Here is a 20,858-nt window from a genome sequence, read left to right on the forward strand (position 1 = left end):
TCCTTCGCGCATCGATAGAGCTGTCGACGACGCCACGTCCCGACGCCCCGCTCATCGAAGGCTCGTCCATGTCCGATCGTCTCAACCGCACGGCGCTGTGCGCTGCGCTGCTGCTCGCCGCTGCGTCGCTGCATGCGCAGGAATCCACCGCGCCGGCCGCCACCGCGCCCGCGGTGAATACTTATCTGCCTGCGGATTTCGCGCGCTATAACCCGCACAACGCGCTCGACATGCTCAAGCAGGTGCCGGGGTTCGTGATCCGCGAAGCCGAGCAGGAGCGTGGCCTCGGCGAGGCGACGGGCAACGTCGTCGTCAACGGCCAGCGCATCTCCGGCAAGTCGAACGACGTGCTGACCGAGCTCACGCGCGTGCCGGCGGCGAACGTCGTGCGCATCGAGATCGTCGACGGAGCGAAGCTCGCGATTCCGGGCCTCAGCGGTCTCGTTGCGAACGTCGTCACCAAAGCCGGCGGCATGAGCGGTCAGTGGTCGTGGAAGCCCGACATCCGCAAGTACTACACGCGGCCGCAGATCACGCGCGGCGACGTGTCGGTGAGCGGTTCGAAGGGCGCGCTGCAGTACAACGTCGGCCTCAGCAACAACGGTAACCACAGTGGCGCCGGTGGCGGCACCGTCATCTACAACGCCGACGGCAGCGTGCGCGACGTTCGCGACGACGCATGGACCGGCGAATCCGACAACCCGACGCTCAGCACGCGGCTCACCTACACCGCCGCCGATGGCGACATCGCCAACCTCAATGCGTCGCTGACGAAAGAGTTCTATCACTACCGCGAAGACGGCACGCGCAGCGGCCCGGGCCTGCCCGACCGCACGCGCGCGGTCCGCGAGAACGAGGGCGGGCACTCGTACGAAATCGGCGGCGATTACGAATTCGGGCTCGGCATCGGCAAGCTCAAGCTGATCGGCCTCGACCGCTACCAGCACCAGCCTTACGACCAGACGGTGGTGACGCACTTCGTCGATGGCTCGTCGCCCGACGACGGCAGCCGCTTCGCGCGCGACAGCGAGGAAGTCGAACACATCGCGCGCGCCGAATACCGCTGGGTGACAGGCAAGAGCGACTGGCGCATTTCCGCCGAGGGCGCGTTCAACTCGCTCGACAGCGCGTCGAGCATCGCGGTGCTCGATGGCAGCGGAAACTTTATCGGCGTGCCGCTTCCGGGCGCGAACGCGACGGTGACCGAGGACCGCTACGAAGTGATCGGCAGCTGGGGCCATCCGTTCGGCGACAGCGCGAAGTTCCAGATGTCGGCCGGCGGCGAATACTCGAAGCTGCAGCAGGCGGGCGATGGCGGCCTGACGCGCGAGTTCATCCGCCCCAAGGGCTCGATGTCGCTGGCGTGGAAGGCGAGCGACACGCTCGACGTGAACTTCAAACTGCAGCGCAAGGTCGGCCAGCTCAACTTCTACGACTTCCTCGCGTCGGTGAATCTCAACGACGGCAGCCAGAACGCGGGCAATCCCGACCTCGTTCCGCAGCAGAGCTGGGAGTTCGAGGTCGAAACCACGCGCACGCTCGGCCAATGGGGCACCACCACGCTGCGCGTGTATGACCACCGCATCGACGACCTGATCGACACCATTCCCATCGGCGACCACGGCGAGAGCCCCGGCAACATCGACAGCGCGCGCGAATACGGTTTCGAGTGGAAGGGCACGTGGAAGTTCGACCCGATCGGCTGGCACGGCGCGAAGCTCGATACGCGCTGGTGGGTGCAGCAGAGCGACGTCAAGGATCCGCTGACCGGCGAACAGCGTCGCACCAGCAACAGCCTCATCCATTTCTGGGACATCGCGCTGCGCGACGACGTGCCCGGCACGTCGTGGGCCTGGGGTTTCGAGGTCAACCACGAACTCGATTCGCGCGACGTGCGCCTGACCGAGATCAACCACACCTGGGAAGGCCCGGTCTGGGGCTCGGTGTTCATCGAGCGCAAGGCCTTCTTCGGCCTCACCGTGCACGCCACGCTGACCAACGTGTTCGGCGCCGGTAGCTACCGCGACCGCTACGTCTACGCCGACCGTCGCACCGGCCCGCTGGATTTCCACGAAGTCCGCGACCGCCGCATCGGCCCGATCCTATCGCTCGCGATCACAGGTACGTTCTGATCGGCGCACTCCGTGTTCCGCCCGCGCGGTCGACCTTGGCGTCGCCGGCGCGGACAATGCGCGCATGCACGGACTCTTCGTTACCGGCACCGACACCGGCGTAGGCAAGACCCGCGTCGCCACCGCGCTTGCCTATGCGCTGACGCGCGCTGGTGCGCACGTGCATGCACGCAAGCCGGTGGAATCCGGTGTCGATGCGCGCACCGGGCCCGCGGATGCACAGGCGCTGCGCGAAGCGGCTGGTGCGCACGAACCCATCGATGCGGTCTGCGCGCTGACGCTGCGTGCGGCGCTGTCGCCGGAACGTGCGGCGGAATTGCAGGATGTCGAACTGCCGCTTGCGATGTTGGTCGACGCGGCCAAGCGCGACATTCGTGACGACGGCTTCGTGCTGGTGGAAGGCGCAGGCGGCTTTTACTCGCCAATAGCCGACAACGCATTGAACGCGGATCTCGCCGTCGCGTTGGGACTGCCCGTGCTGATCGTCGCATCCGATCGTCTCGGTGCGCTCAACCACGTATTGCTGACGGTGGAAGCGGTGCAACGTCGCGGACTGGACGTCGCAGCGATCGTGCTCAATCGCATAAGCGCCGACGTCGATGCCGACATGGATAACGCCGCCGATCTGCGTCGTCGCGTCGACATTCCGGTCATTGCATTTCGACATGGTGATGCGCCCGGTCACAATGCCTGGTCGCACGAAGCCAATGCGCTCGTGCCGCTCGTTGACCTGCTGCGAGTGAAGCGATGAACCCGAACGTCCGCGAAGCGGATATCGAACGCGCCGTCGAGGTGCTGCGCGCGGGCGGGCTCGTCGCGTTCCCCACCGAAACCGTCTACGGCCTCGGTGCGAACGCGCGCGATGCCGAAGCGGTGTCGAAGATCTTCGCGGCGAAAGGTCGACCCGCGGACCATCCGTTGATCGTGCACATCGCGTCGGCGCAGGCGTTGCCGCGATGGGCGTCGCACGTGCCGGACAGCGCGATGAAACTCGCAGCCGCGTTCTGGCCCGGCCCGCTCGCGATGGTGCTTCCGCGCGCAGCGGGTGTTCCGGACGCGGTGACCGGTGGCCTCGACACCGTCGCGCTGCGCGTTCCTCGGCATCCGGTTGCGCTCGCGTTGCTGCGAGCGTTCGACGGCGGCCTCGCTGCGCCGTCGGCCAACCGGTACGGTCGTGTGAGCCCCACGCGAGCGGCGCACGTGCGCGAAGAGCTCGGCGATCGTGTCGACATGGTGCTCGACGGTGGCGCCTGCGAGGTCGGAATCGAATCGACCATCGTCGATCTCTCGGGCGACGAGCCCGTGTTGCTGCGCCCCGGTGCGGTCACGGTCGAGATGCTCGAGCGCGTCCTCGGCGTGCCGGTGCGTCACGCAGGCGAGGGCGCGACACCGTCGCCCGGCCGCAAGCCATCGCATTACGCACCGCGGGCGAAGGTGCTTCTCGCGAGCGATGCGGAAGCGGTGAGCCTGGCGCGCTGCTTCCACTCCGGCGGTGCGCGCGTCGGCCTGCTGTCGACCGTCGCACCGATGGAGGCGGGCATCGACTGGCTCGGCCTGCCGGCGGACCCCAATGCGCAGGCACGCGAGCTCTACCAGCGGCTGCGCGACGCCGACGCGCTGGGCCTCGACATCGTCGTCGCGGTGCTGCCGCCCTTGCGCGACGGCATCGGCGAGGCGCTGCACGACCGGCTGCGCCGTGCGGCCGGTCTCGGCGACGGCACGCCCGATGCGTCAGACTTGCACGCATGACCGACCGCCTCACGATCACCCGTCCCGACGACTGGCACGTGCACCTGCGCGACGGCGCGATGCTGCGCGACGTGCTGCCCGATACCGCGCGTCGCTTCGGCCGCGCGATCGTGATGCCGAACCTCGTGCCGCCGGTGGTGACCACCGCTGACGCCGCGGCATACCGCGAGCGCATCTTCGCAGCATTGCCGGCCGAGATGACCTTCGACCCGCTGATGACGCTGTATCTCACCGAAGGCACCACGCCCGACGAGATCGAGCGCGCGAAGGCAAGTGGTTTCGTGCACGGCGTGAAGTTGTACCCCGCGCATGCGACGACGAATTCGAGCCACGGCGTCACCGACCTGCGCCGTTGCGCGGCCACGCTCGAGGCGATGCAGCGCGTTGGCATGCCATTGCTGGTGCACGGCGAAGTCACCGATCCTGACGTCGATGTGTTCGATCGCGAAGCGGTGTTCATCGATCGTGTGCTGACGCCGCTGGTGCGCGACTTTCCGCAGCTCAGGATCGTGCTGGAACACATCACCACGGCGGCGGCCGCCGACTTTGTGCATGCAGCGCCCGACAACATCGGCGCGACGATCACGGTCCACCACCTGCTGCTCAATCGCAATGCGATCTTTGCCGGTGGCCTGCGTCCGCATCACTACTGCCTGCCGGTGCTCAAGCGCGAGCTGCATCGCCAGGCGTTGGTGATGGCCGCGATTTCCGGATCGCCGAAATTCTTCCTCGGCACCGACAGCGCGCCGCATCCGAAGCACGCGAAGGAATCTGGCTGCGGCTGTGCGGGTATCTACACCTCGCATGCGGCGATCGAGCTGTACGCGGAAGTGTTCCACGCCGCCGGCGCCCTCGACAGGCTCGAAGCATTCGCCAGCTTCAATGGCGCTGATTTCTACGGCCTGCCGCGCAATCCCGACCGCATCACGCTGGTTCGGGAAGACGTCGCGGTGCCGGACGCCGTGCAGGCGGGCGGGCAGGAACTCGTGCCGTTCCGTGCGGGCGCGACCGTGGGCTGGCGCCTCGAGGCGTAAGCCTTACGGCGCAGCTTCGGCGAGCGCGAAGTCGGTGTAGTAGAAGCGGTCGTCGCGCAGTACCTGCTCCCCGGAGCGCACGTCGATCGCGACGTCGAACATCGGTCCCCCGACGACCAGCGTGTGGAATTCGCCGTTCTCGCCGCAGGGGTCGCAGTCGCCGGGCAGCGCTGCGAGCAGCGTGTCGTCGAAGGCGCGGCCGGAGAATGTCGAATCGAGTTGCTGCGTATCGACGCAACACAGGTTTGCGCGCAGGCCGCCGGCGATCATTTCGCGCGCAAGGCGTGAGGTGTCGCTGCCGAACAGCGGGGTCTCGATGCTCCAGCCGAGCGCTGCGCATGAGGCTTCCCGCCAGCTGCGTACGTCTTCCAGGAACAGATCGCCGAACGCGACGGTGTCGAGCGTCGGCCAGCGCTGTTTTGCCTCGTTCAACGCGCTCGCGATCGCGGCTTCGTAGCGCGCGTTGTCGCACTGCGGTTCGATCGTGGCTTCAATCAGCGGAAGCCCGGTCGCGCGCGCCTGTGCATGCAGCACGTCGCGACGGATGCCGTGCATCGCGATGCGGTCGTAGCCGCTGTTGACGGTGGTGAGCAGCGCGACGACGTCGACGTCATCGCGCTGGCGCAGCGTGTGCAGCGTCCACGCGGCATCCTTGCCGCCACTCCACGAGAGCAGCACCGGACGTCTCACAGTTGTGCTCAGGCCGCGGTGACGTCGCGCAGCTGCCAGTGGGTTCCGGCCAGCAGGCGAAGGCGATGGCGCACCACGTCGCCGGGCAGGCGCGTGGTCAGGACGAGATCGATGTGCAGGTCGCGCTGTTCGCCGGTCGCTGTGGCGGCCGGATCGGTCGCGCCGAGAGCGGGATCGACGTCTTCAGGGTCGCCCTGCGCATCGCGCCAGCGGTCGAACACCTGCGACGTGCGCATCGCCTGCTCGAGCTGCTCGGCGAAACCGTCGGCCCCGTGCGCGGAGAACGACGTGGCGGCGTCTTCGCCGCGGGCGGCAGCGCCATCGGGCAGGCGGATGTAGTAGCGCGTCGGCATGGACAATTCCTCAACGGGTCCCGTTCAGTGTATTCAGCATGCCACGGTCGCTTTGTGAAAACGCGACAGGGCGCTGAACGACAGCGGCCCGCCGAAGCGGGCCGCGTCGTGGTGCGGATGTCGCGCGGTCAGTCGCGATCGGCGCCGGCAGTGGCCTCCTGCCCGAAGCTGCGGCCGTCCTGTCCGCGCTGCCAGAAGAACACGGGCGCCGGTGTATTGCGGCCGCCGATTTCCTTCATGTCGGCGTCGACATCGAACAGGCGGCCATCGACCATCACGTAACGCGTGTCGATCGTGCTGCGGATGTTCTCCAGCGGATTCGAATTGAGCACGACGAGGTCGGCCTTCTTGCCGACTTCCAGCGAACCGGTCTGCTTCGACAGGCCGAGGTAGTCGGCGCCGTCGATGGTCGCCGCACGCAGTGCATCGAAGTTGCCCATCGCCTGAGCGAGCATCCACGTTTCCCAGTTCGCCGACAGGCCCTGCAGCTGGCCGTGTCCACCGACCTGGATGTGGATGCCGGCGTCGCGCATCTTCTTCGCCGACTTCGCGATCTCGACGTGCCAGTAATCCCAGTCCGGTGCGATCGCGCGTCGGATGCTGCGCGCATCCAGCGTTTCGCGCGGGAAGAAGCGTGCGAGCTTCTTGTCTTCCCACACGTTGTCGTGCGCGTACCACCAGTATTCGCCGGACAGGCCGCCATAGGTGACCACCAGCGTCGGCGTATTGCGCACGTCGGTCTGCGACCATACGCCCAGCACGTCTTTGTACAGCGGCGCGACCGGGATGTTGTGCTCGATGCCGGTGACGCCGTCGAGCATCATCGGCATGTTGTGGTTGAACGTGGAGCCGCCTTCCTCGACCACCAGCATGCCTAGCTCGCGCGCGGCCTGGTTGATCTGCTGGTGCTGCTCGCGACGCGGCTGGTTGTAGCTCTTCACCGAGAACGCGCCCACCGCCTTCATGCGGCGCAGGTGGCTGCGCGCATCGTCGATGGAATTCACCACCGCCTTGAAGTCGCCATCGGCGCCGTAAAGGATCGTGCCGGTCGAGAACAGACGCGGGCCGACCATCTTTCCGGCCTTCAGCAGTTCCGACTGCGAGAACACGAACTCGGTGCTCGCCGACGGGTCGTGCATGGTGGTGATGCCGAACGCGAGGTTGGTGTAGTACGCCCAGTTCTGCTGCGGCACCACGCCGGAACCGAAGTTCGCCGAATGCGCATGCACGTCGATGTAGCCGGGCACGATGGTCTTGCCGTGCACATCGATCACGCGCGCACCGCCGGGCACCGCGACCTGCGAGGCGGGACCGACCGCGGTGATGTGATCGCCCTGCACGACGACGGTGCCGTCATCGATCACTTCCTGCGTGTGCTCGGCATCGCGCATAGTCACCACGCGCCCATGCGTGAAAGCGATGCTGCCTTCCGGCGCATACACCGTCTGCGTGAGGCCGACTTCGATGCCGCCATCGTTGCTCGGCTTCGGAATCTCCTTCGGCGCGCCCGGCACGAATGCGAACGTCTGGCGAAGATCGCGCGAGTAGTAGCGGTCGCCCATCATCCAGTGCAGCGACTTCGAATCCGCGGCCCAGTGCAGGTAACTGCCGACATCCGCGGTGACCTGCGTGACCGGCACGGCCTTGCTGTCCTTGGACAGTTCGACCGACTGGCCGATCTCCACCAGCGGCGTCACGTACGCATTGAACAGTTCGGTGAACGCGACCCACTTGCCGTCGGGGCTGATGCTCACCGTGTCCGGATACTTCAGCGAATACACCTCGCGCGGTTCTTCACTGTTCAAGCCGACGGACATCAGCTTCTTCTTCAGGCCGCCGCCGGTGAAGTAGTACACGCGCGTGCCATCGGCGCTGAACTGCGGCGTGTCGCCTTCGTCGGCGATGCGGTGCGCGCCGCTGCCGTCGGCGTTCATGACGTAGATGCCCTGGTCGCGCGTCCATGCCGAGCCGGTCAGGCCGCTGCCGCCGCTCTTTGCATAGACGATGCGGCGACCGTCCGGCGAGAAACGCGGTGCGTAGTAGTAGCCCTTCTCGGTCGTCAGCTTGCGGCCCGCGCCGCTGCCATTCGCATCGCGCAGCCAGATCGCCGACAGGTCGTTGTCGGACCACGTGGTGTAGAGCAGCTTGCTGCCGTTCGCGCTGAAGCTCGGCTGGTATTCGTAGACGCCGGTGTTGCTGGTGAGGCGTTCGGGCGTGCCGTTCGGCAGCGTCTTGCGCCAGAGCTGGCCGACCGCGTTGAAGATCAGCGTCTTGCCGTCCGCGCTGGTCGCGACGTCGCGGATCATCTTCGGCGCGAACGTGCCGGTCTCGATGTCGTGCGTGAAGCGCAGCGGTTCGGCGACGGTCTGTTCGATGTCGGCGGTAAACGGAATGTTCGACGGCTTGCCGCTCGCCATGTCGACGCGCCACAGCTTGCCCTGCGCCCAGATGACGACGTTCTTCGAGTCGGGCGTCCAGTCGAAATCGCTGTACGGGCCGAAGATCGCCCAGGCTTCCTGCTGGTCGTGCGACAGGCCGTCCCACACCGGGCGCACTTCGCCGCTCTTGAGATCCATCACGTGCAGCACGGACTTCTCGCGCACGCGCTTGACGAACGCGAGCGACTTGCCATCGGGCGACGGCTGCGGACGCACTGCACCGCCGGGTGTGTCGATGATCGTCTCGATCTTTCCGGTCTTCCGGTCGAGGCGCTTGATCGCGTAGATGACGCCGTGCGGATCCTTGTTGTACTGGAACGTCGGGCCGGGGCTGACGTCCTCGCTGAAGTAGACGTAGCGACCATCCGGGGATACCGCAGGCTCGCCGAGATCCTGCTGGTCGTTCTTCTGCTTGGTCAGCTGCAGGCCGGTGCCGCCGCCGGCGACGTGGTACATCCACAGCTCGCCCGCGCCCAGCGAACGCTCGCCGGTGAAATGCTTGCGGCCGATCAGGTACTGGCCGTCTGGCGTCCACGCGGGATTGTTGAGCAGGCGGAAGTCTTCCTTGGTCACCTGCACCGCGTTGCTGCCATCGGTGCGCATGCGCCAGAGGTTGTTGCCGCCGCCGCGATCGCTGGTGAACGCGACCTGCGTGCCGTCGGGCGAGAAGCGCGGCTGCACATCCCAAGCGGGGCCGCTGCTGATGCGCGTCGCCTTGCCGCCACCGATCGGCAGCACGTAGATGTCGCCCATCATCGAGAACGCGAGCTGGCGGCCGTCCGGCGAGACGTCGACGTCCAGCCACGTGCCTTCGTCGGTGCTGAAGCGGATCGTCTTGGTCGGGCCGTGCGGCGCGTTGACGTCCCACTTCTTGTCGTCGGTCGCCCCGGGCTTGCTCGGACCGCGTTGCGCCTGGCCGGGGTCCTGCGCTTTTGGCACGCCGGCAGGATTCAGCGCGTCCTGCTCGAGTTGCGTATCAGGCGGCGGGGGCGGCGTATCGCCCTTGTTCGCCTGCGCGAAGGTGGGAGCGGTGGCGAGCGAAAGCGCGCCGGCGAGTGCGGCGGAGAGCAGCGAACGATTGGGAGTCATGGCGTCGAAGGGCGTGATAACCCTTCGACGGTACCGGAGCAGCGCGGTCGAGGACCGGGCCGGAAGTCAGGTGCGCGTGACGCGCGTCGCCATCATTCCCAAGCGGCGGAGTCGGATGCGAACGCCAGCGTCAGCGAACCACGGCCGACGTTGACCATGCCGGTGAGGCTCATCAGGCTTTCGAACATCTCGACGCGATGCGTGCGGCAGGTTTCGACGAGTTCGGTGTAACCGGACAGGCGATGCAGTTCCTCGATCGGGCCGCCGTAGCTGATCGCCATGGTCGGCGTGAGCAGCTTGCCGTCGCGCACGCGTCGTGCGGCGAAGGTGAACAGCTTCTCGGCCGCGGTATCGAAGCCTTTGACCTTCGCGACCGGGCCGGTTTCGCCGCGGTTGCAGTGCAGGATCGGCTTGATATCGAGCGCGCTGCCCAGCGTCGCGCTGAGGAAGCTGACGCTGCGGTCGCCGCGATGGCGCGTACGCGCGCGCAGGTAGTTGAGGTCGCGCGGCACCATGTAGGCCTGCGTCGCGAGTGCGACCTGCTCGATACGAGCGCGCATCTTCGGCGCGCCTTCCTCGCTGTCGCGCAGGCGCACCGCTTCGACCGCGGCGATCGCCTGGCCGGAGAACACGCTCTGCGTATCGATCACGCGCAGCGAGAACGGCGTGGTGATGCCGGCCGCGGTGCGCGGGCCCTTGTATTCGTTGAGGATCGCGAAGCTCGCCTGCGACGTGTTGTCGTAGATCGGGCTGCGCGTCTTGGTGATCGTCATGCAGAAGACGTAGTCGTAATCGATCACGAGCTTGCGCAGGAACAGGTCCTGCACCTGCTGCACGGTGAAGGGCTGCGTTTCGGCTTCGGCGATGCGTTCGGCCGACTGCGCGTCGAGGAACTCGAGCGTCGCCTGCTCGTTGCGCTGGTCGGCGAGCACGGCATTGCCGATCTTCACGGTGATCGGAAGCAGCGTGATGTCGTGCTGCGAGAAATAGTCCAGCGGAAGATCGCAGGCCGAATCGACGACGAGTCCGATACGCATGGGTCAGGCCCCTTTGGCTTCTGATTGTTCTTTGGCAGACAGGATTATCGGTCCCGTCGTCGGAATCTTGATGAGGAAAGCGGAGTCGTCGTTCAGCAACCCGTGCTGCTGTGCGATGCGACTTTCCGTACGAGTGCGTGTGGTTCTGCGCCGGACGACAAGTACAGCGTCGGCTCGCTGACGTTGTAGTGATCGGTGGTGTCTAGGATGAGATCGAGGCGGCCGTCGTGATCGAGGTCGCCTGCGAACAGCAGTGAAGGCGTCGCGTCGTCACCGAGCATCACGCTGCCGTCGTCGTATCGGCCGGCCGGCAGTTCGAACAGCACCTGCCTCCCCGCGCCTCCCTGCAGTACGACGCTGCACGTGGTTGCGTTGGCGATGCAATCGAGCTGCAGGCGATACGTCGCACCGCGCAGCTTCAGCAGCAGCGGCCCGCTCGACAGCGGCGCCGGTGCGACGCCCGTCCAAGCGGTCGCCACCGGGCCCGCGTGCAGGCCGGGGCCGCGAACCAGCATCTGCGTGTCGTGCACACGAGTGCTGACGTCATGCGCGCTGCGGGTGCCGTCATCGTCGACCAGCTCATCGCGCACGCGCTGCACGCGCGCGTTGGTGGTGACGAGTGCGGAACGCGCGGGCGTGACCTGCAGCGCGAGCCATGGCTCGCCGTCGCGAACGAAGGATTCGCCGTCGTGCTGCACGCCGAGCGGATGCAGCGCGTACGCCGCGGCGAGTGCGACCGCGATCAGTGCCATGCGCCGAGGATCGCCCCGTAGAGAAGGAACTGGACCACGTGGTAGCCGCCGTCGATCAGCCACAGGGTCATCGGCTTGCGCGCGAACGCGTAGTTGATGCCGAAGCTGGTCGCGACGAACAGCAGGCCGATCACCGCACCGATGCCCGCACCATGCACGGCGCCGATGTCACGCGGCAGGGCAAGCGCCATCGCCGTGGCCGACACCAGGCTCAGGACGAACGCGGTGCCGAAGGTGCGGCCGGGATGTCCCGGCGATGCGGCGGGGTCGATACCGCTCGCGCGCGCCCAGGCCTTGAGGAACAACGGGCCGTACCAGAGCCCGCCGAGCATGAAGGCGGATACCGCCGCGACCAGCACGGCCCACGGGTTGATGGTGGCGAACACTGGCATGCGGATCCCCGGCCCCGCCGACGCCCCCGGCGCCGGTCCGTCGGGCAGGGTACGCCAGTGACGGGGTTCACGCTTGCCGCGTGTCGGCGGTCGCAACGCGGCACCGCCCGGCGGGGCGATGCCGCTTCGATGAAACGATCAACGCGCCCGGTCGGGCACCGAATACGCGCGCGGCAGCGGGCCCTGCGGCGCCATGTAGCGATCGCGCAGGTCGGTCTGACGGCTGCGCATGGTGATCGCGCGGCCGTCGAGCCAGACCTGCTTGGCGACGTTGGCGACGTCGAGCGGGTCGCCCGTCCACAGCACGAGGTCCGCACGCTGGCCGACCGCGATCTGGCCGACGTCGCGCAGCCCGAACACCTCGGCCGGCACGCGGGTCAGCGCGGCGAGGCCGTCGTCCCACGGCAGGCCGTTGGCGACGGCGTTGCCCGCTAGCTGACGCGTGTTGCGCGCGTTGTGGGTCGGGTTCTCGCCGCCCTGCACGATGCCGACGGTGACGCCGGCCTGGCGCAGGATCGCCGCGTTGTCCATGCGCGCGCCGATCTCGTCGAAGTTCGCCGGCAGGTCGGCCAGCGGGTCGACGAATACCGGCACCTTGGCCGCCGCGATCTCGCGCGCGACGCGCCAGGCCTCGACGCCGCCGACGATGCCGACGCGCAGGTGCTGGCGCTGGGCGAACTTCAGCAGCTGGTGGATATCGACGGCGCGGTCGACCTGGAACATCACTAGGCCCTCGCCACGCGCGAACTTCGCGAGCACGGCGCGGCCGGCGGGCGTCAGGCTGGCCGCGTTCGTGGTCGCCGGAATGCGGCCACGTGCTTCGTCCAGCCATTGCTCCAGCAGCATCCATTCGCCGGCGCGGGAATGGCCGGTGACATCCGCGCCTTCGTGACCGAGCGCGACGAACAGCACGCGCGCGCCGACCGGATCGGGCGAGCCGTCGAGCCGCACCATGCCGCCCTGGCCGAGAATGATCGAGCCGCCTTCGCCGAGCGACGGCATCAGCATGGTTTCGCCGATGCCTTCGATGCGGTTGACCGGCACCGCCGTCGCATCCGGATTGAAGGCGAGGGTGACGTCGAACTCGGGTCGCACGTTGATGTCGCGCGCGTTCTCGCCCATGCCGAGCGAGGCATCGACCGTCGAATCCTCGCCTGACACTTCCTCGACGCCCAGATGCGTGAGCCCGCCGAACAATGCGGGCGTCACCGGCGCGCCATTGGCATCGACGATCGGCACGTTGGCCGGCGCGGTGAGATGTTCACCGACCGCCGCGATGCGGCCCGCATGCACCAGCACGTCGGCATTGCGCAGCGTGCCGCGCGAACTCGCGGTGTGCACGGTGGCGTTGCGGATCAGCAATTCCTGCGCGGACGCGGATCCCGCGATCGCGAGCAGCAATGCACCCGCGAGAATCGAAACGCGGCGGCTCATCGCACGCCTCCCATCGGCGCGGCACGTTGGCCGAGCATGAAATCCGACACCGGCTGGCGCGACGGATCCTTGCGGTCGTAGATGCGCGCGCCGTCGATGTAGACCTGTTCGGCCTGTGCGTAGCTGCTGAACGGCGTGCCGTTCCAGACCACCACGTCCGCCATCTTTCCTGCCTCCAGCGTGCCGGTCTTGTCGAGGATGCCCAGCGCCTTCGCCGGGTTCTGCGTGATCCAGAGGATCGCGTGCTCCGGCGTGATGTCGATGCCGGCGAGCTTGGCGTGCGCGATCACTTTCGCGGCTTCCTGGTTGAGGCGCTGGATGCCTTCCTCGGAATCGGAATGCACGATCGCGCAACCGTTCTTCGCGCGGTCGACCAGCGCGATGTTTTCCTGGATGCCGTCGTAGGCCTCCATCTTGAAGCCCCACCAGTCGGCCCACATCGCGCCGCAGACGCCTTCGGCGCCGAGGCGGTCGGCGAGCTTGTACGCCTCCACCGCATGGTGGAACGCGGCGACCTTGAAGCCGAATTCCTTGGCGAGGTCGAGCATCGTCGCCATCTCGTCGGCGCGGTAGCAGTGGATGTGCACGCGGATGTCGCCGTTGATCGCGCCGGCGAGCGTGTCCATCTTCAGGTCGCGCTTGCCACCGGTCGCGTTCTCGCTGTCCGGCTTGGGATCGTTCGACCACCAGTGTTCTTTCTTCGCCGGCTGCGGGCGGTTCTTCTTCAGGTATTCCGACGCATCGATGAACGCGGCGCGGTACCCGGCCACGTTGCCCATTCGCGTCGACGGGCCGCCCTTCTTGCCGTACACGCGCTTGGGGTTTTCGCCGCAGGCCATCTTCAGGCCCCAGGGCGCGCCCGGAAATTTCATACCCTGGTAGGTCGTCGACGGCACGTTCTTGAGCGTGACGCCGCGTCCGCCGATCAGGTTCGCCGAACCCGGCAGCACCTGCAGCGAGGTGATGCCGCCCGCGAGTGCGGTGAGGAAGCCCGGATCCTGCGGCCAGATGGAATGCTCGGCCCACACGTTCGACGTCACCGGGCTCGTCGCCTCGTTGCCGTCGGCCTGCGCGCTGACTGCGGGGCTCGCGTAGACGCCGAGGTGCGAGTGCACGTCGATCAGGCCCGGCGTCACCCACTTGCCGGTGCCGTCGACGACGGTGGCGTCCGCCGGTGCCTCGAGGCCGCGCCCGACCGCGACGATCGCACCGTCGCGCATCAGCACGTCGGCGCCTTCGAGGCGCTCGCCGGTGCCGGTGAGCACGGTCGCGTTGCGGATCAGCACGGGCGAGGACCCGACCCGCGCGTACGTGCTCGGGTAGGGGTCCTGCACGAAGCGCGAGGGCGAATTCGCGGCTCCGGCGGCAAGCGGGACGGCCAGTGCGACCGTGCAGACGAACGAGGCGAGCAACCTGAGCATGGTGGTTCCGCGGGCAGGACAGCCGACGACCGTAGCGGGCGCAGGCCGATCGTCACCGTGCCCTTCGTCATGCCCGGGCCGACGCGCATGCAGGTTCGACCACGCGGTTCGATCCGGCTGCGGCTCGCGCCGTGCGAACATTCGAAAGAAAAAGGACAGCAATTCGATGAAAGACAAAGACCAGATCGTCGCCAACTGGCTGCCGCGCTACACCGGCGTCGCGTTGGAGGACTTCGGCCAGCACGTGCTGCTGACCAACTTCGGTGGCTACCTGCAGACCTTCGCCCGCCTGATGGGCGCGCAGATCGTCGGTCTCGACAAGCCGATGCCCAGCGCGACGGCCGACGGCATCACCATGATCAACTTCGGCATGGGCAGCCCGAACGCGGCGACGCTCATGGACCTGCTCTCGGCCATCGACCCCAAGGCCGTGCTGTTCCTCGGCAAGTGCGGCGGTTTGAAGCGCAAGACCGTTCTCGGCGACCTGGTGCTGCCGATCGCCGCGATCCGCGGCGAAGGTACGTCCAACGACTACATGCCGCCCGAGGTGCCTGCGTTGCCCGCGTTCGCCCTGCAGCGTGCGGTGTCGACCATGATCCGCGACCTCGGCCACGACTACTGGACCGGCACCGTCTACACGACCAACCGCCGCGTCTGGGAACACGATGAAGCGTTCAAGGAGTACCTGCGCAAGCTGCGCTGCATGGCGATCGACATGGAAACCGCGACGGTGTTCGCCGCCGGCTTCGCAAACCGTATTCCGTGCGGCGCGCTGCTTCTCGTCTCCGATGCACCGATGACGCCGGAAGGCGTGAAAACCGCCGAGTCCGACGCACGCGTCACCGCCGATTTCGTCGACAACCACATCCAGGTCGGCGTCGAAGCGCTGCGTCTCATCCGGCGACACGGAAAGTCCGTGAAACACCTGCGTTTCGATGAATAACCGCATGGCCGCGACGGACGGTTTTTTACGTCGCGACCCTTGAGATGTGCCGCTCGCAGACTGTCACACCAGACAGGAGCGGGACATGGAACAGGCCTTCCTGGTGGTCCTCGGCGCGGCGCTGACGTGGACTTTCTATTTCATCCAGCGCCACGTCGAACGCCGTCGCACGACCGAGGCGATCGAGCGCAGCCAGAAGCTGTTGACGCTCAAACAGGGGCTGGAAGGCGCGAAGACCAGCCTCGGCGATCTGCAGCGTTTCGAAGCGGGGCTCGTCGGCAAGGCGCAGAGCGCGGTGGAAATCGCCGACGGCTATCTCGCGCGTGCGGAGGAAGTCGTCGAGCGCGGCGCCGTCGAAGTGCTGCAGGACGACGAGTTCACCGCGCAGGCGCGCGAGCAGTTGCTGCTGGCCGACGCCAAGCTGCATCGCGTCGTCGCACGCCTGCGCGCGCAGCTCGACGCCGAAGGTCAGGCGGCGTTCGATCGCACGCACGCCGCATGGCTGCAGTTCCGCGAGCGACATGCGCTCTTCATCGCGCAGTCCTATGCTCGGGGTCCGATCCGCGCACTGATCCAGGCGGTGACGCTGGAAAGCCTCACCGCCGCATGGATCGCCGAACTGGAGACGCAACTCGGTGAATGACGAGATCAACAGCGCTGCCGACGTCGTCGCCTTCTGGCGCGACGCCGGCCCGTCGAAATGGTTCACGCGCGACGACAGCTTCGACGCGCACTGTCGCGGCCTGCTGCATCTGCATTTCGCCGCCGCGCGTCGCGAACTCGATGCGTGGCGTGCGGAAGCGGGCGGCGCGCTCGCGCTGGTGTTGCTGCTCGATCAGATCCCGCGCAATGCATTTCGCGAAAGTGCGCATTCGTACGCGACCGATCCGCTCGCGAAATCGATCGCGACGCAGGCCATCGATGCCGGCTTCGACCTCGCCACCGAGGAAGCGCTGCGCAGCTTCTTCTATCTGCCATTCGAGCATTCGGAATCGCTGGACGACCAGCATCGCGCCGTCGCACTGCATCGCGAACGTCTCAGCGCGCCCGATGCGGACCACTGGGCGAAGCTGCATCTCGACATCATTCAGCGCTTCGGCCGGTTCCCGCATCGCAATGCCGCGCTCGGCCGCGTCAGCACGCTCGAGGAACAGGCGTTCCTCGACAGCGGCGGTTTTGCCGGCTGACGCCACAAAAGAAAACGGCCGCGTCTGCGGCCGTTTTCACGAACGATCGATGCGTAGCAATCAGTAGCGCGGCACCGCGCCGTCGACCTGCTGCGACCACGCGTCGATCCCACCTTCCACGTTGTGCACGTTGGTGAAGCCGAGTCGGCGGAAATGTTCCGCAGCGGCCGCGCTGCGACGACCGTGATGGCACAGGAACGCAAGCGGCGTGTCCTTCGGCAGGCCTTCGACTTCGCTCGCCGCATCGCCGTCGAGCACCGAGAACGGCACGCGCACCGAGGCGATCGTGCGTTCTTCCGGCGGACGCACGTCCACCAGCGTCAGCGCGCCGTCCGCCAGCATGCGCGCCGCATCGGCCGCACTGATCGACTTCACCGTCTTCGCGTTCGGGTTCTCGACCACAAGGCCACGGCCACGTTCGTCGTCCACCCAATCGATGCGCAGGCCGTTCGCGCGCTGCGCACTCGCGACGTCGAACTGCGCGCGGATGCCGTCGACTTCCGCCGCGATCGCCTGCGGATCGATCGGACCGAGCTGCAACTGCGCGCGATGATCGGCGTCGACCGAAATCTGCAGCGCATATCCCGGGCCGGCATCGGCCACCGCACTGCGCAGCATCTCGGCCGCGGCCGGCGTGATCTCGATCGACGGCGGCGTGCGGTCCGGCGCCTCGACGCCGAGCAGCGTATGCAGCTCACCGGAGTTCGCCATCTGCACCACGATGTCGCTGCCACCGACCAGCTCGCCGTCGATGTAGAGCTGCGGAATCGTCGGCCAGTCCCCGTACGCCTTGATGCCCTCGCGGATCTCCGGATCGGCGAGCACGTTCACGTGCGCGTAGTCGATGCCCAGCCCGTCGAGCACGCCGACTGCCTTGGACGAGAAACCGCACTGCGGCGCGCGCGGATCGCCCTTCATGAAGAGGACGACGCGGCTGGACTGCAAGAGGGAGTCGATTCGGGAACGGAGGACAGGGTCGAGATTCATGCTGGGAATTGTCCGGCGCGTCGATCTCACCGATCACAGATACACCGTTCGTCGGTTTTTCTTAACAAGTCTTTAATTTGCCGGAGCGGCCGTCTACGATCGGAACGACACGGATAGGTTAAGCCCGTGTGACGACACCCACCTGCACCGCATTCATCGATTTGGGGAGATCCTGATGCAACAGCGTTCCAAGCTCCGCGACGCCATCTGCCTCGCGCTCGGCACCACCGCCGCGTTCGGCGCGGCGTCCGCCGTCGCCCAGACGGCGCCGGCCGCGGGCACCACCGCCACCCCGCAGACCCTTGATCGCGTCCAGGTCACCGGCTCGCGCATCCGTCAGGTCGATGTGGAGACGGCGCAGCCGGTCCTCACGATTAGCCGCAAGGAGATCGAGCAGCAGGGCTTCCAGTCGGTCGGCGACATCCTCCAGAACATCAGCGCCGTCGGCACGCCGCCGATCAGCCGCGCCGCGCCGCTATCGTCGGGCGAGAACGTCGGTGGCACCTACATCAGTCTGCGCAACCTCGGCGCGCAGCGCACATTGGTGCTCGTCAACGGCAAGCGCCTCGGCATCACGACTAGCGGCCTGTCGGACGTTTCGCAGATTCCCGCAGTCTCGATCGAACGCATCGAAGTCCTGAAGGACGGCGCCTCGTCGATCTACGGCTCCGACGCGATCGCGGGCGTCATCAACATCATTACGCGCTCGAACTACGAGGGTGCGGCCGGCTCGATCTACTACGGCCAGTACGACCAGGGCGATGGCGCCATCACCAAGGGCGACATGATCATGGGCTTCGGCGGCGACCGCGGCTCGCTGACCATGGGCGCCGAGTGGGGCAAGGAAGACGGCGTCAACGCCACCGACCGCGAGTTCAGCGCCTATCCGCGCGGCAACTGGCACCCGACCGATCAGTGGACCACCGTTGGCCAGTACGGCGGCTTCGTGACGACCGCGACGACGGCGGTGCCGGGTGTGCCAACCGGCACGCGCGTCATCCTCCGTCCGGGCGGCGATCCGCGTAACCGCAACGACTACGTCCGCCAGGACACGAACGTCGGCACCTGCACGGGCGCGACCGCAGCGACGGGCTGCACGCCCGGCTCGACCCTCGACAAGTCCAACACGCTTGAGCAGACCGACCTGCGCACGCCGCTGGAAACCAAGTCGATCTACCTCGACGGCGTGGTGAACATCACCGACAGCCTGCGTTTCCGCACCAACATCCTGTGGGGCGATCGCGAGAGCTCGCGTCATATCGCCGGCTACCCGATGCAGGCGACGTCCTTCGCTGCCCCGATGTCGGCGCAGAGCTACTGGAACCCCGAGGGCGCGACCATCAGCAACTGGTGGCGTCGCGGTTGGGAAGTGCCGCGCGTGACCACGGCGGACTCCACGAACTACCGCCTCTCCGCAGCTCTCGAAGGCAGCTTCGACATGGCTGGGCAGATGTTCGACTGGGATGTCGACTACGTTAACGTCGTCAACAAGCAGACGCAGGACACCTTCGGCAACTTCAACTTGGCGAACGTCCGCAATGCCGTGGGCCCGTCGTTCGTCCAGAACGGCCAGGTCGTCTGCGGTACCCCGGGCAACGTCATCGCCGGCTGCGTTACCTGGAACCCGTTCGTGCCGTACGGTGTCGTCGGCAACGGCGGCCTGACCGGCAACTCCGCGCTGCAGAATTACCTGTTCCAGAACGAGCACGCGACCGGTCGCACCGAAACGACCGTGATGTCGGCCAACCTCAGCGGCACGATCTTCGCGATGCCGGCGGGCGACCTCGGCTTCGCGGTCGGTTACGAGCACCGCAACGAGAAGGGTGCTTACGTGCCGGACGCGCTGGCGGTGACCGGTGGGTCGACCAACCTTTCGTCAGGCCCGACCCGCGGCGGTTACGACCTCGACGAGGTGTACCTCGAGCTGCAGGTACCGATCCTCGCTGACCTGCCGTTCGCGAAGGAACTCACGCTCAACGTCGCGTCGCGCTATTCGGACTACAACACCTTCGGCAACACGGTGAACAACAAGTTCGGCCTCAAGTGGCGCCCGATCGACCAGCTGCTGCTGCGCGCGACGTACGCCGACGGCTTCCGCGCACCGACGATCGCCGACCTCTACGGCGGTGGTTCGCAGACGTTCGATTCGTTCACCGATCCCTGCGATACGAACTTCGGCGACTCGCGCAGCAACCCGACCACGCGTGCGAACTGCAAGAACGGCGTCGGTGGCCAGAACGCGATGGGTGCCGTCGCCGACACGTATCGCCAGCTCGGCCAAGGCCTCGTGCCCGTCGGTTCGGCGAACTCGCAGACGCCGGTTGCCTTTACCCGCGGCTCGAACCCGACGCTGACACCGGAACTGTCGGCGTCGCAGACGATCGGCGGCGTGTGGAGCCCGTCGTTCCTCAGCGGCTTCAACATGTCGATCGACTGGTGGAAGATCCGAATCGCCGACACGATCGTGACCGACTCGCCGAGCACGATCCTCGACGACTGCTACGTCAAGGGCATCGCGAGCCGCTGCTCCTCGCAGCTGTTCACGCGTGATCCGGCGCTGGGCTATATCAACTTCATGTCCTACGGCAACCGCAACGCCGGTTTCCGCAAGGTGGAAGGCTACGACGTCGACTTCTCGTACCGTCTGGCGACGGACGCGTGGGGCACGTTCAACGCAAACCTCAACAGCACCTACACGGCGAAGGACTACTTCGTCAGCACCAACGATCCGACGTACCCGACCTCGGGCGTGGGCTTCACCAGCACCTTCCGCATCCGCTCCAACTTCAACCTGGGTTGGCAGAAGGGTCCGTGGGGCGCGACGTGGACCGCGCGCTACTACTCGCCGATGAAGGAAACCTGCACCTACGTGGTGCCGGGCTCCACAGAGCCGAACCTCGAGTGCGAGGAGATCACCTACGCGCCGACCGGTGCCTACGTCGGTACGACGACCACGCCGGCGAGCTCCATCTCGCGTCGTCACGTGGTGGGTTCGAACACGTTCCACGACGTCCAGCTGCGCTGGGAAGCGCCGTGGAAGGCCACCGTTGCGGTCGGCGCGAACAACGTGTTCAACCACATCGGCCCGGTCATGTACACGCAGCCGAGCGCGAACGTCTCGTACTACGGCGGCTTCGATATCGGCCGCTTCTGGTACATGCGCTACACGCAGCGCTTCTGATCGACATAAAAACAATATCCGTCATTCCACTTCTCTCAC

General features: G+C 66.8%; 17 protein-coding genes. 8 read left to right on the forward strand and 9 right to left on the reverse strand.

The window, feature by feature from the left end; translation table 11 throughout:
• Positions 1–68: 68 nt before the first annotated feature.
• The 4 genes from ACVWZN_RS14515 to pyrC all read left to right on the forward strand — a co-directional run bounded on the left by ACVWZN_RS14515 (position 69) and on the right by pyrC (position 4,915).
• Entirely contained in the window at positions 69–2,132 is a 2,064-nt protein-coding gene (locus ACVWZN_RS14515) for a TonB-dependent receptor plug domain-containing protein (RefSeq protein WP_456954423.1), read from the forward strand.
• Positions 2,133–2,196: 64 nt separating this feature from the next.
• Positions 2,197–2,883: a dethiobiotin synthase gene (bioD, locus tag ACVWZN_RS14520; RefSeq protein WP_456954424.1), complete on the forward strand. Its 687-nt coding sequence runs from the start codon at positions 2,197–2,199 to the stop codon at positions 2,881–2,883.
• On the forward strand, positions 2,880–3,881 hold the full coding sequence (locus ACVWZN_RS14525) for an L-threonylcarbamoyladenylate synthase (RefSeq protein WP_456954425.1): 1,002 nt from the start codon (positions 2,880–2,882) through the stop codon (positions 3,879–3,881). The genes bioD and ACVWZN_RS14525 overlap by 4 nt, the downstream gene beginning before the upstream one ends.
• On the forward strand, positions 3,878–4,915 hold the full coding sequence (gene pyrC, locus ACVWZN_RS14530) for a dihydroorotase (RefSeq protein WP_456954426.1): 1,038 nt from the start codon (positions 3,878–3,880) through the stop codon (positions 4,913–4,915). Before ACVWZN_RS14525 ends, pyrC begins: the two co-directional genes overlap by 4 nt.
• Before the next feature lie 3 nt (positions 4,916–4,918).
• Here pyrC and ACVWZN_RS14535 read toward each other — a convergent pair whose 3' ends face one another.
• The 8 genes from ACVWZN_RS14535 to ACVWZN_RS14570 form a co-directional block, all read right to left on the reverse strand.
• Positions 4,919–5,593 carry a Dph6-related ATP pyrophosphatase gene (locus ACVWZN_RS14535; protein WP_456954427.1) on the reverse strand — a complete coding sequence of 225 codons (675 nt, stop codon included), beginning with the start codon at positions 5,591–5,593 and terminating at the stop codon, positions 4,919–4,921.
• A 20-nt stretch (positions 5,594–5,613) separates the two neighbouring features.
• Positions 5,614–5,958, reverse strand: a complete 345-nt coding sequence (locus ACVWZN_RS14540; RefSeq protein WP_456954428.1) for a hypothetical protein — start codon at positions 5,956–5,958, stop codon at positions 5,614–5,616.
• A gap of 128 nt (positions 5,959–6,086) precedes the next feature.
• Positions 6,087–9,485: an amidohydrolase family protein gene (locus ACVWZN_RS14545; RefSeq protein WP_456954429.1), complete on the reverse strand. Its 3,399-nt coding sequence runs from the start codon at positions 9,483–9,485 to the stop codon at positions 6,087–6,089.
• A gap of 92 nt (positions 9,486–9,577) precedes the next feature.
• Positions 9,578–10,522 (reverse strand): DegV family protein, encoded by a 945-nt coding sequence (locus tag ACVWZN_RS14550; protein WP_456954430.1) that lies wholly within the window; start codon positions 10,520–10,522, stop codon positions 9,578–9,580.
• A gap of 92 nt (positions 10,523–10,614) precedes the next feature.
• On the reverse strand, positions 10,615–11,274 hold the full coding sequence (locus ACVWZN_RS14555) for a hypothetical protein (RefSeq protein WP_456954431.1): 660 nt from the start codon (positions 11,272–11,274) through the stop codon (positions 10,615–10,617).
• Complete coding sequence (locus tag ACVWZN_RS14560; protein ID WP_456954432.1) at positions 11,265–11,666, reverse strand: DUF1761 domain-containing protein; 402 nt, start codon at positions 11,664–11,666, stop codon at positions 11,265–11,267. Before ACVWZN_RS14560 ends, ACVWZN_RS14555 begins: the two co-directional genes overlap by 10 nt.
• 138 nt (positions 11,667–11,804) lie before the next feature.
• Positions 11,805–13,100 (reverse strand): amidohydrolase family protein, encoded by a 1,296-nt coding sequence (locus ACVWZN_RS14565; protein WP_456954433.1) that lies wholly within the window; start codon positions 13,098–13,100, stop codon positions 11,805–11,807.
• Positions 13,097–14,521 carry an amidohydrolase gene (locus ACVWZN_RS14570; protein ID WP_456954434.1) on the reverse strand — a complete coding sequence of 475 codons (1,425 nt, stop codon included), beginning with the start codon at positions 14,519–14,521 and terminating at the stop codon, positions 13,097–13,099. The genes ACVWZN_RS14565 and ACVWZN_RS14570 overlap by 4 nt, the downstream gene beginning before the upstream one ends.
• A gap of 166 nt (positions 14,522–14,687) precedes the next feature.
• Between ACVWZN_RS14570 and ACVWZN_RS14575 the strand changes: the two genes are divergently transcribed.
• From ACVWZN_RS14575 to ACVWZN_RS14585, 3 genes are all read left to right on the forward strand, one after another.
• Positions 14,688–15,464 (forward strand): AMP nucleosidase, encoded by a 777-nt coding sequence (locus ACVWZN_RS14575; protein ID WP_027083959.1) that lies wholly within the window; start codon positions 14,688–14,690, stop codon positions 15,462–15,464.
• An 85-nt stretch (positions 15,465–15,549) separates the two neighbouring features.
• Positions 15,550–16,107 (forward strand): lysozyme inhibitor LprI family protein, encoded by a 558-nt coding sequence (locus ACVWZN_RS14580; protein WP_027083958.1) that lies wholly within the window; start codon positions 15,550–15,552, stop codon positions 16,105–16,107.
• On the forward strand, positions 16,100–16,651 hold the full coding sequence (locus ACVWZN_RS14585) for a DUF924 family protein (RefSeq protein WP_456954435.1): 552 nt from the start codon (positions 16,100–16,102) through the stop codon (positions 16,649–16,651). Before ACVWZN_RS14580 ends, ACVWZN_RS14585 begins: the two co-directional genes overlap by 8 nt.
• A gap of 60 nt (positions 16,652–16,711) precedes the next feature.
• On the opposite strand, the gene grxD is transcribed toward ACVWZN_RS14585, so the two are convergent.
• Positions 16,712–17,638, reverse strand: a complete 927-nt coding sequence (gene grxD, locus ACVWZN_RS14590) for a Grx4 family monothiol glutaredoxin (RefSeq protein WP_456954436.1) — start codon at positions 17,636–17,638, stop codon at positions 16,712–16,714.
• Positions 17,639–17,810: 172 nt separating this feature from the next.
• On the opposite strand from grxD, the gene ACVWZN_RS14595 reads away from it, so the two are divergent.
• Positions 17,811–20,819: a TonB-dependent receptor domain-containing protein gene (locus ACVWZN_RS14595; protein ID WP_456954782.1), complete on the forward strand. Its 3,009-nt coding sequence runs from the start codon at positions 17,811–17,813 to the stop codon at positions 20,817–20,819.
• Positions 20,820–20,858 lie beyond the last annotated feature (39 nt).

The sequence above is a fragment of the Lysobacter sp. HA35 genome, assembly GCF_054061195.1.

What these genes read in the sequence shown, in the direction of transcription:
- ACVWZN_RS14555 (WP_456954431.1), bottom strand. Translation starts at nt 11,274, where the DNA reads ATGGCACTGATCGCGGTCGCACTCGCCGCGGCGTACGCGCTGCATCCG.
- bioD (WP_456954424.1), top strand. Translation starts at nt 2,197, where the DNA reads ATGCACGGACTCTTCGTTACCGGCACCGACACCGGCGTAGGCAAGACC.
- ACVWZN_RS14570 (WP_456954434.1), bottom strand. Translation starts at nt 14,521, where the DNA reads ATGCTCAGGTTGCTCGCCTCGTTCGTCTGCACGGTCGCACTGGCCGTC.
- grxD (WP_456954436.1), bottom strand. Translation starts at nt 17,638, where the DNA reads ATGAATCTCGACCCTGTCCTCCGTTCCCGAATCGACTCCCTCTTGCAG.
- ACVWZN_RS14545 (WP_456954429.1), bottom strand. Translation starts at nt 9,485, where the DNA reads ATGACTCCCAATCGTTCGCTGCTCTCCGCCGCACTCGCCGGCGCGCTT.
- ACVWZN_RS14575 (WP_027083959.1), top strand. Translation starts at nt 14,688, where the DNA reads ATGAAAGACAAAGACCAGATCGTCGCCAACTGGCTGCCGCGCTACACC.
- ACVWZN_RS14580 (WP_027083958.1), top strand. Translation starts at nt 15,550, where the DNA reads ATGGAACAGGCCTTCCTGGTGGTCCTCGGCGCGGCGCTGACGTGGACT.
- ACVWZN_RS14525 (WP_456954425.1), top strand. Translation starts at nt 2,880, where the DNA reads ATGAACCCGAACGTCCGCGAAGCGGATATCGAACGCGCCGTCGAGGTG.
- ACVWZN_RS14560 (WP_456954432.1), bottom strand. Translation starts at nt 11,666, where the DNA reads ATGCCAGTGTTCGCCACCATCAACCCGTGGGCCGTGCTGGTCGCGGCG.
- ACVWZN_RS14565 (WP_456954433.1), bottom strand. Translation starts at nt 13,100, where the DNA reads ATGAGCCGCCGCGTTTCGATTCTCGCGGGTGCATTGCTGCTCGCGATC.
- ACVWZN_RS14550 (WP_456954430.1), bottom strand. Translation starts at nt 10,522, where the DNA reads ATGCGTATCGGACTCGTCGTCGATTCGGCCTGCGATCTTCCGCTGGAC.
- ACVWZN_RS14540 (WP_456954428.1), bottom strand. Translation starts at nt 5,958, where the DNA reads ATGCCGACGCGCTACTACATCCGCCTGCCCGATGGCGCTGCCGCCCGC.
- ACVWZN_RS14515 (WP_456954423.1), top strand. Translation starts at nt 69, where the DNA reads ATGTCCGATCGTCTCAACCGCACGGCGCTGTGCGCTGCGCTGCTGCTC.
- pyrC (WP_456954426.1), top strand. Translation starts at nt 3,878, where the DNA reads ATGACCGACCGCCTCACGATCACCCGTCCCGACGACTGGCACGTGCAC.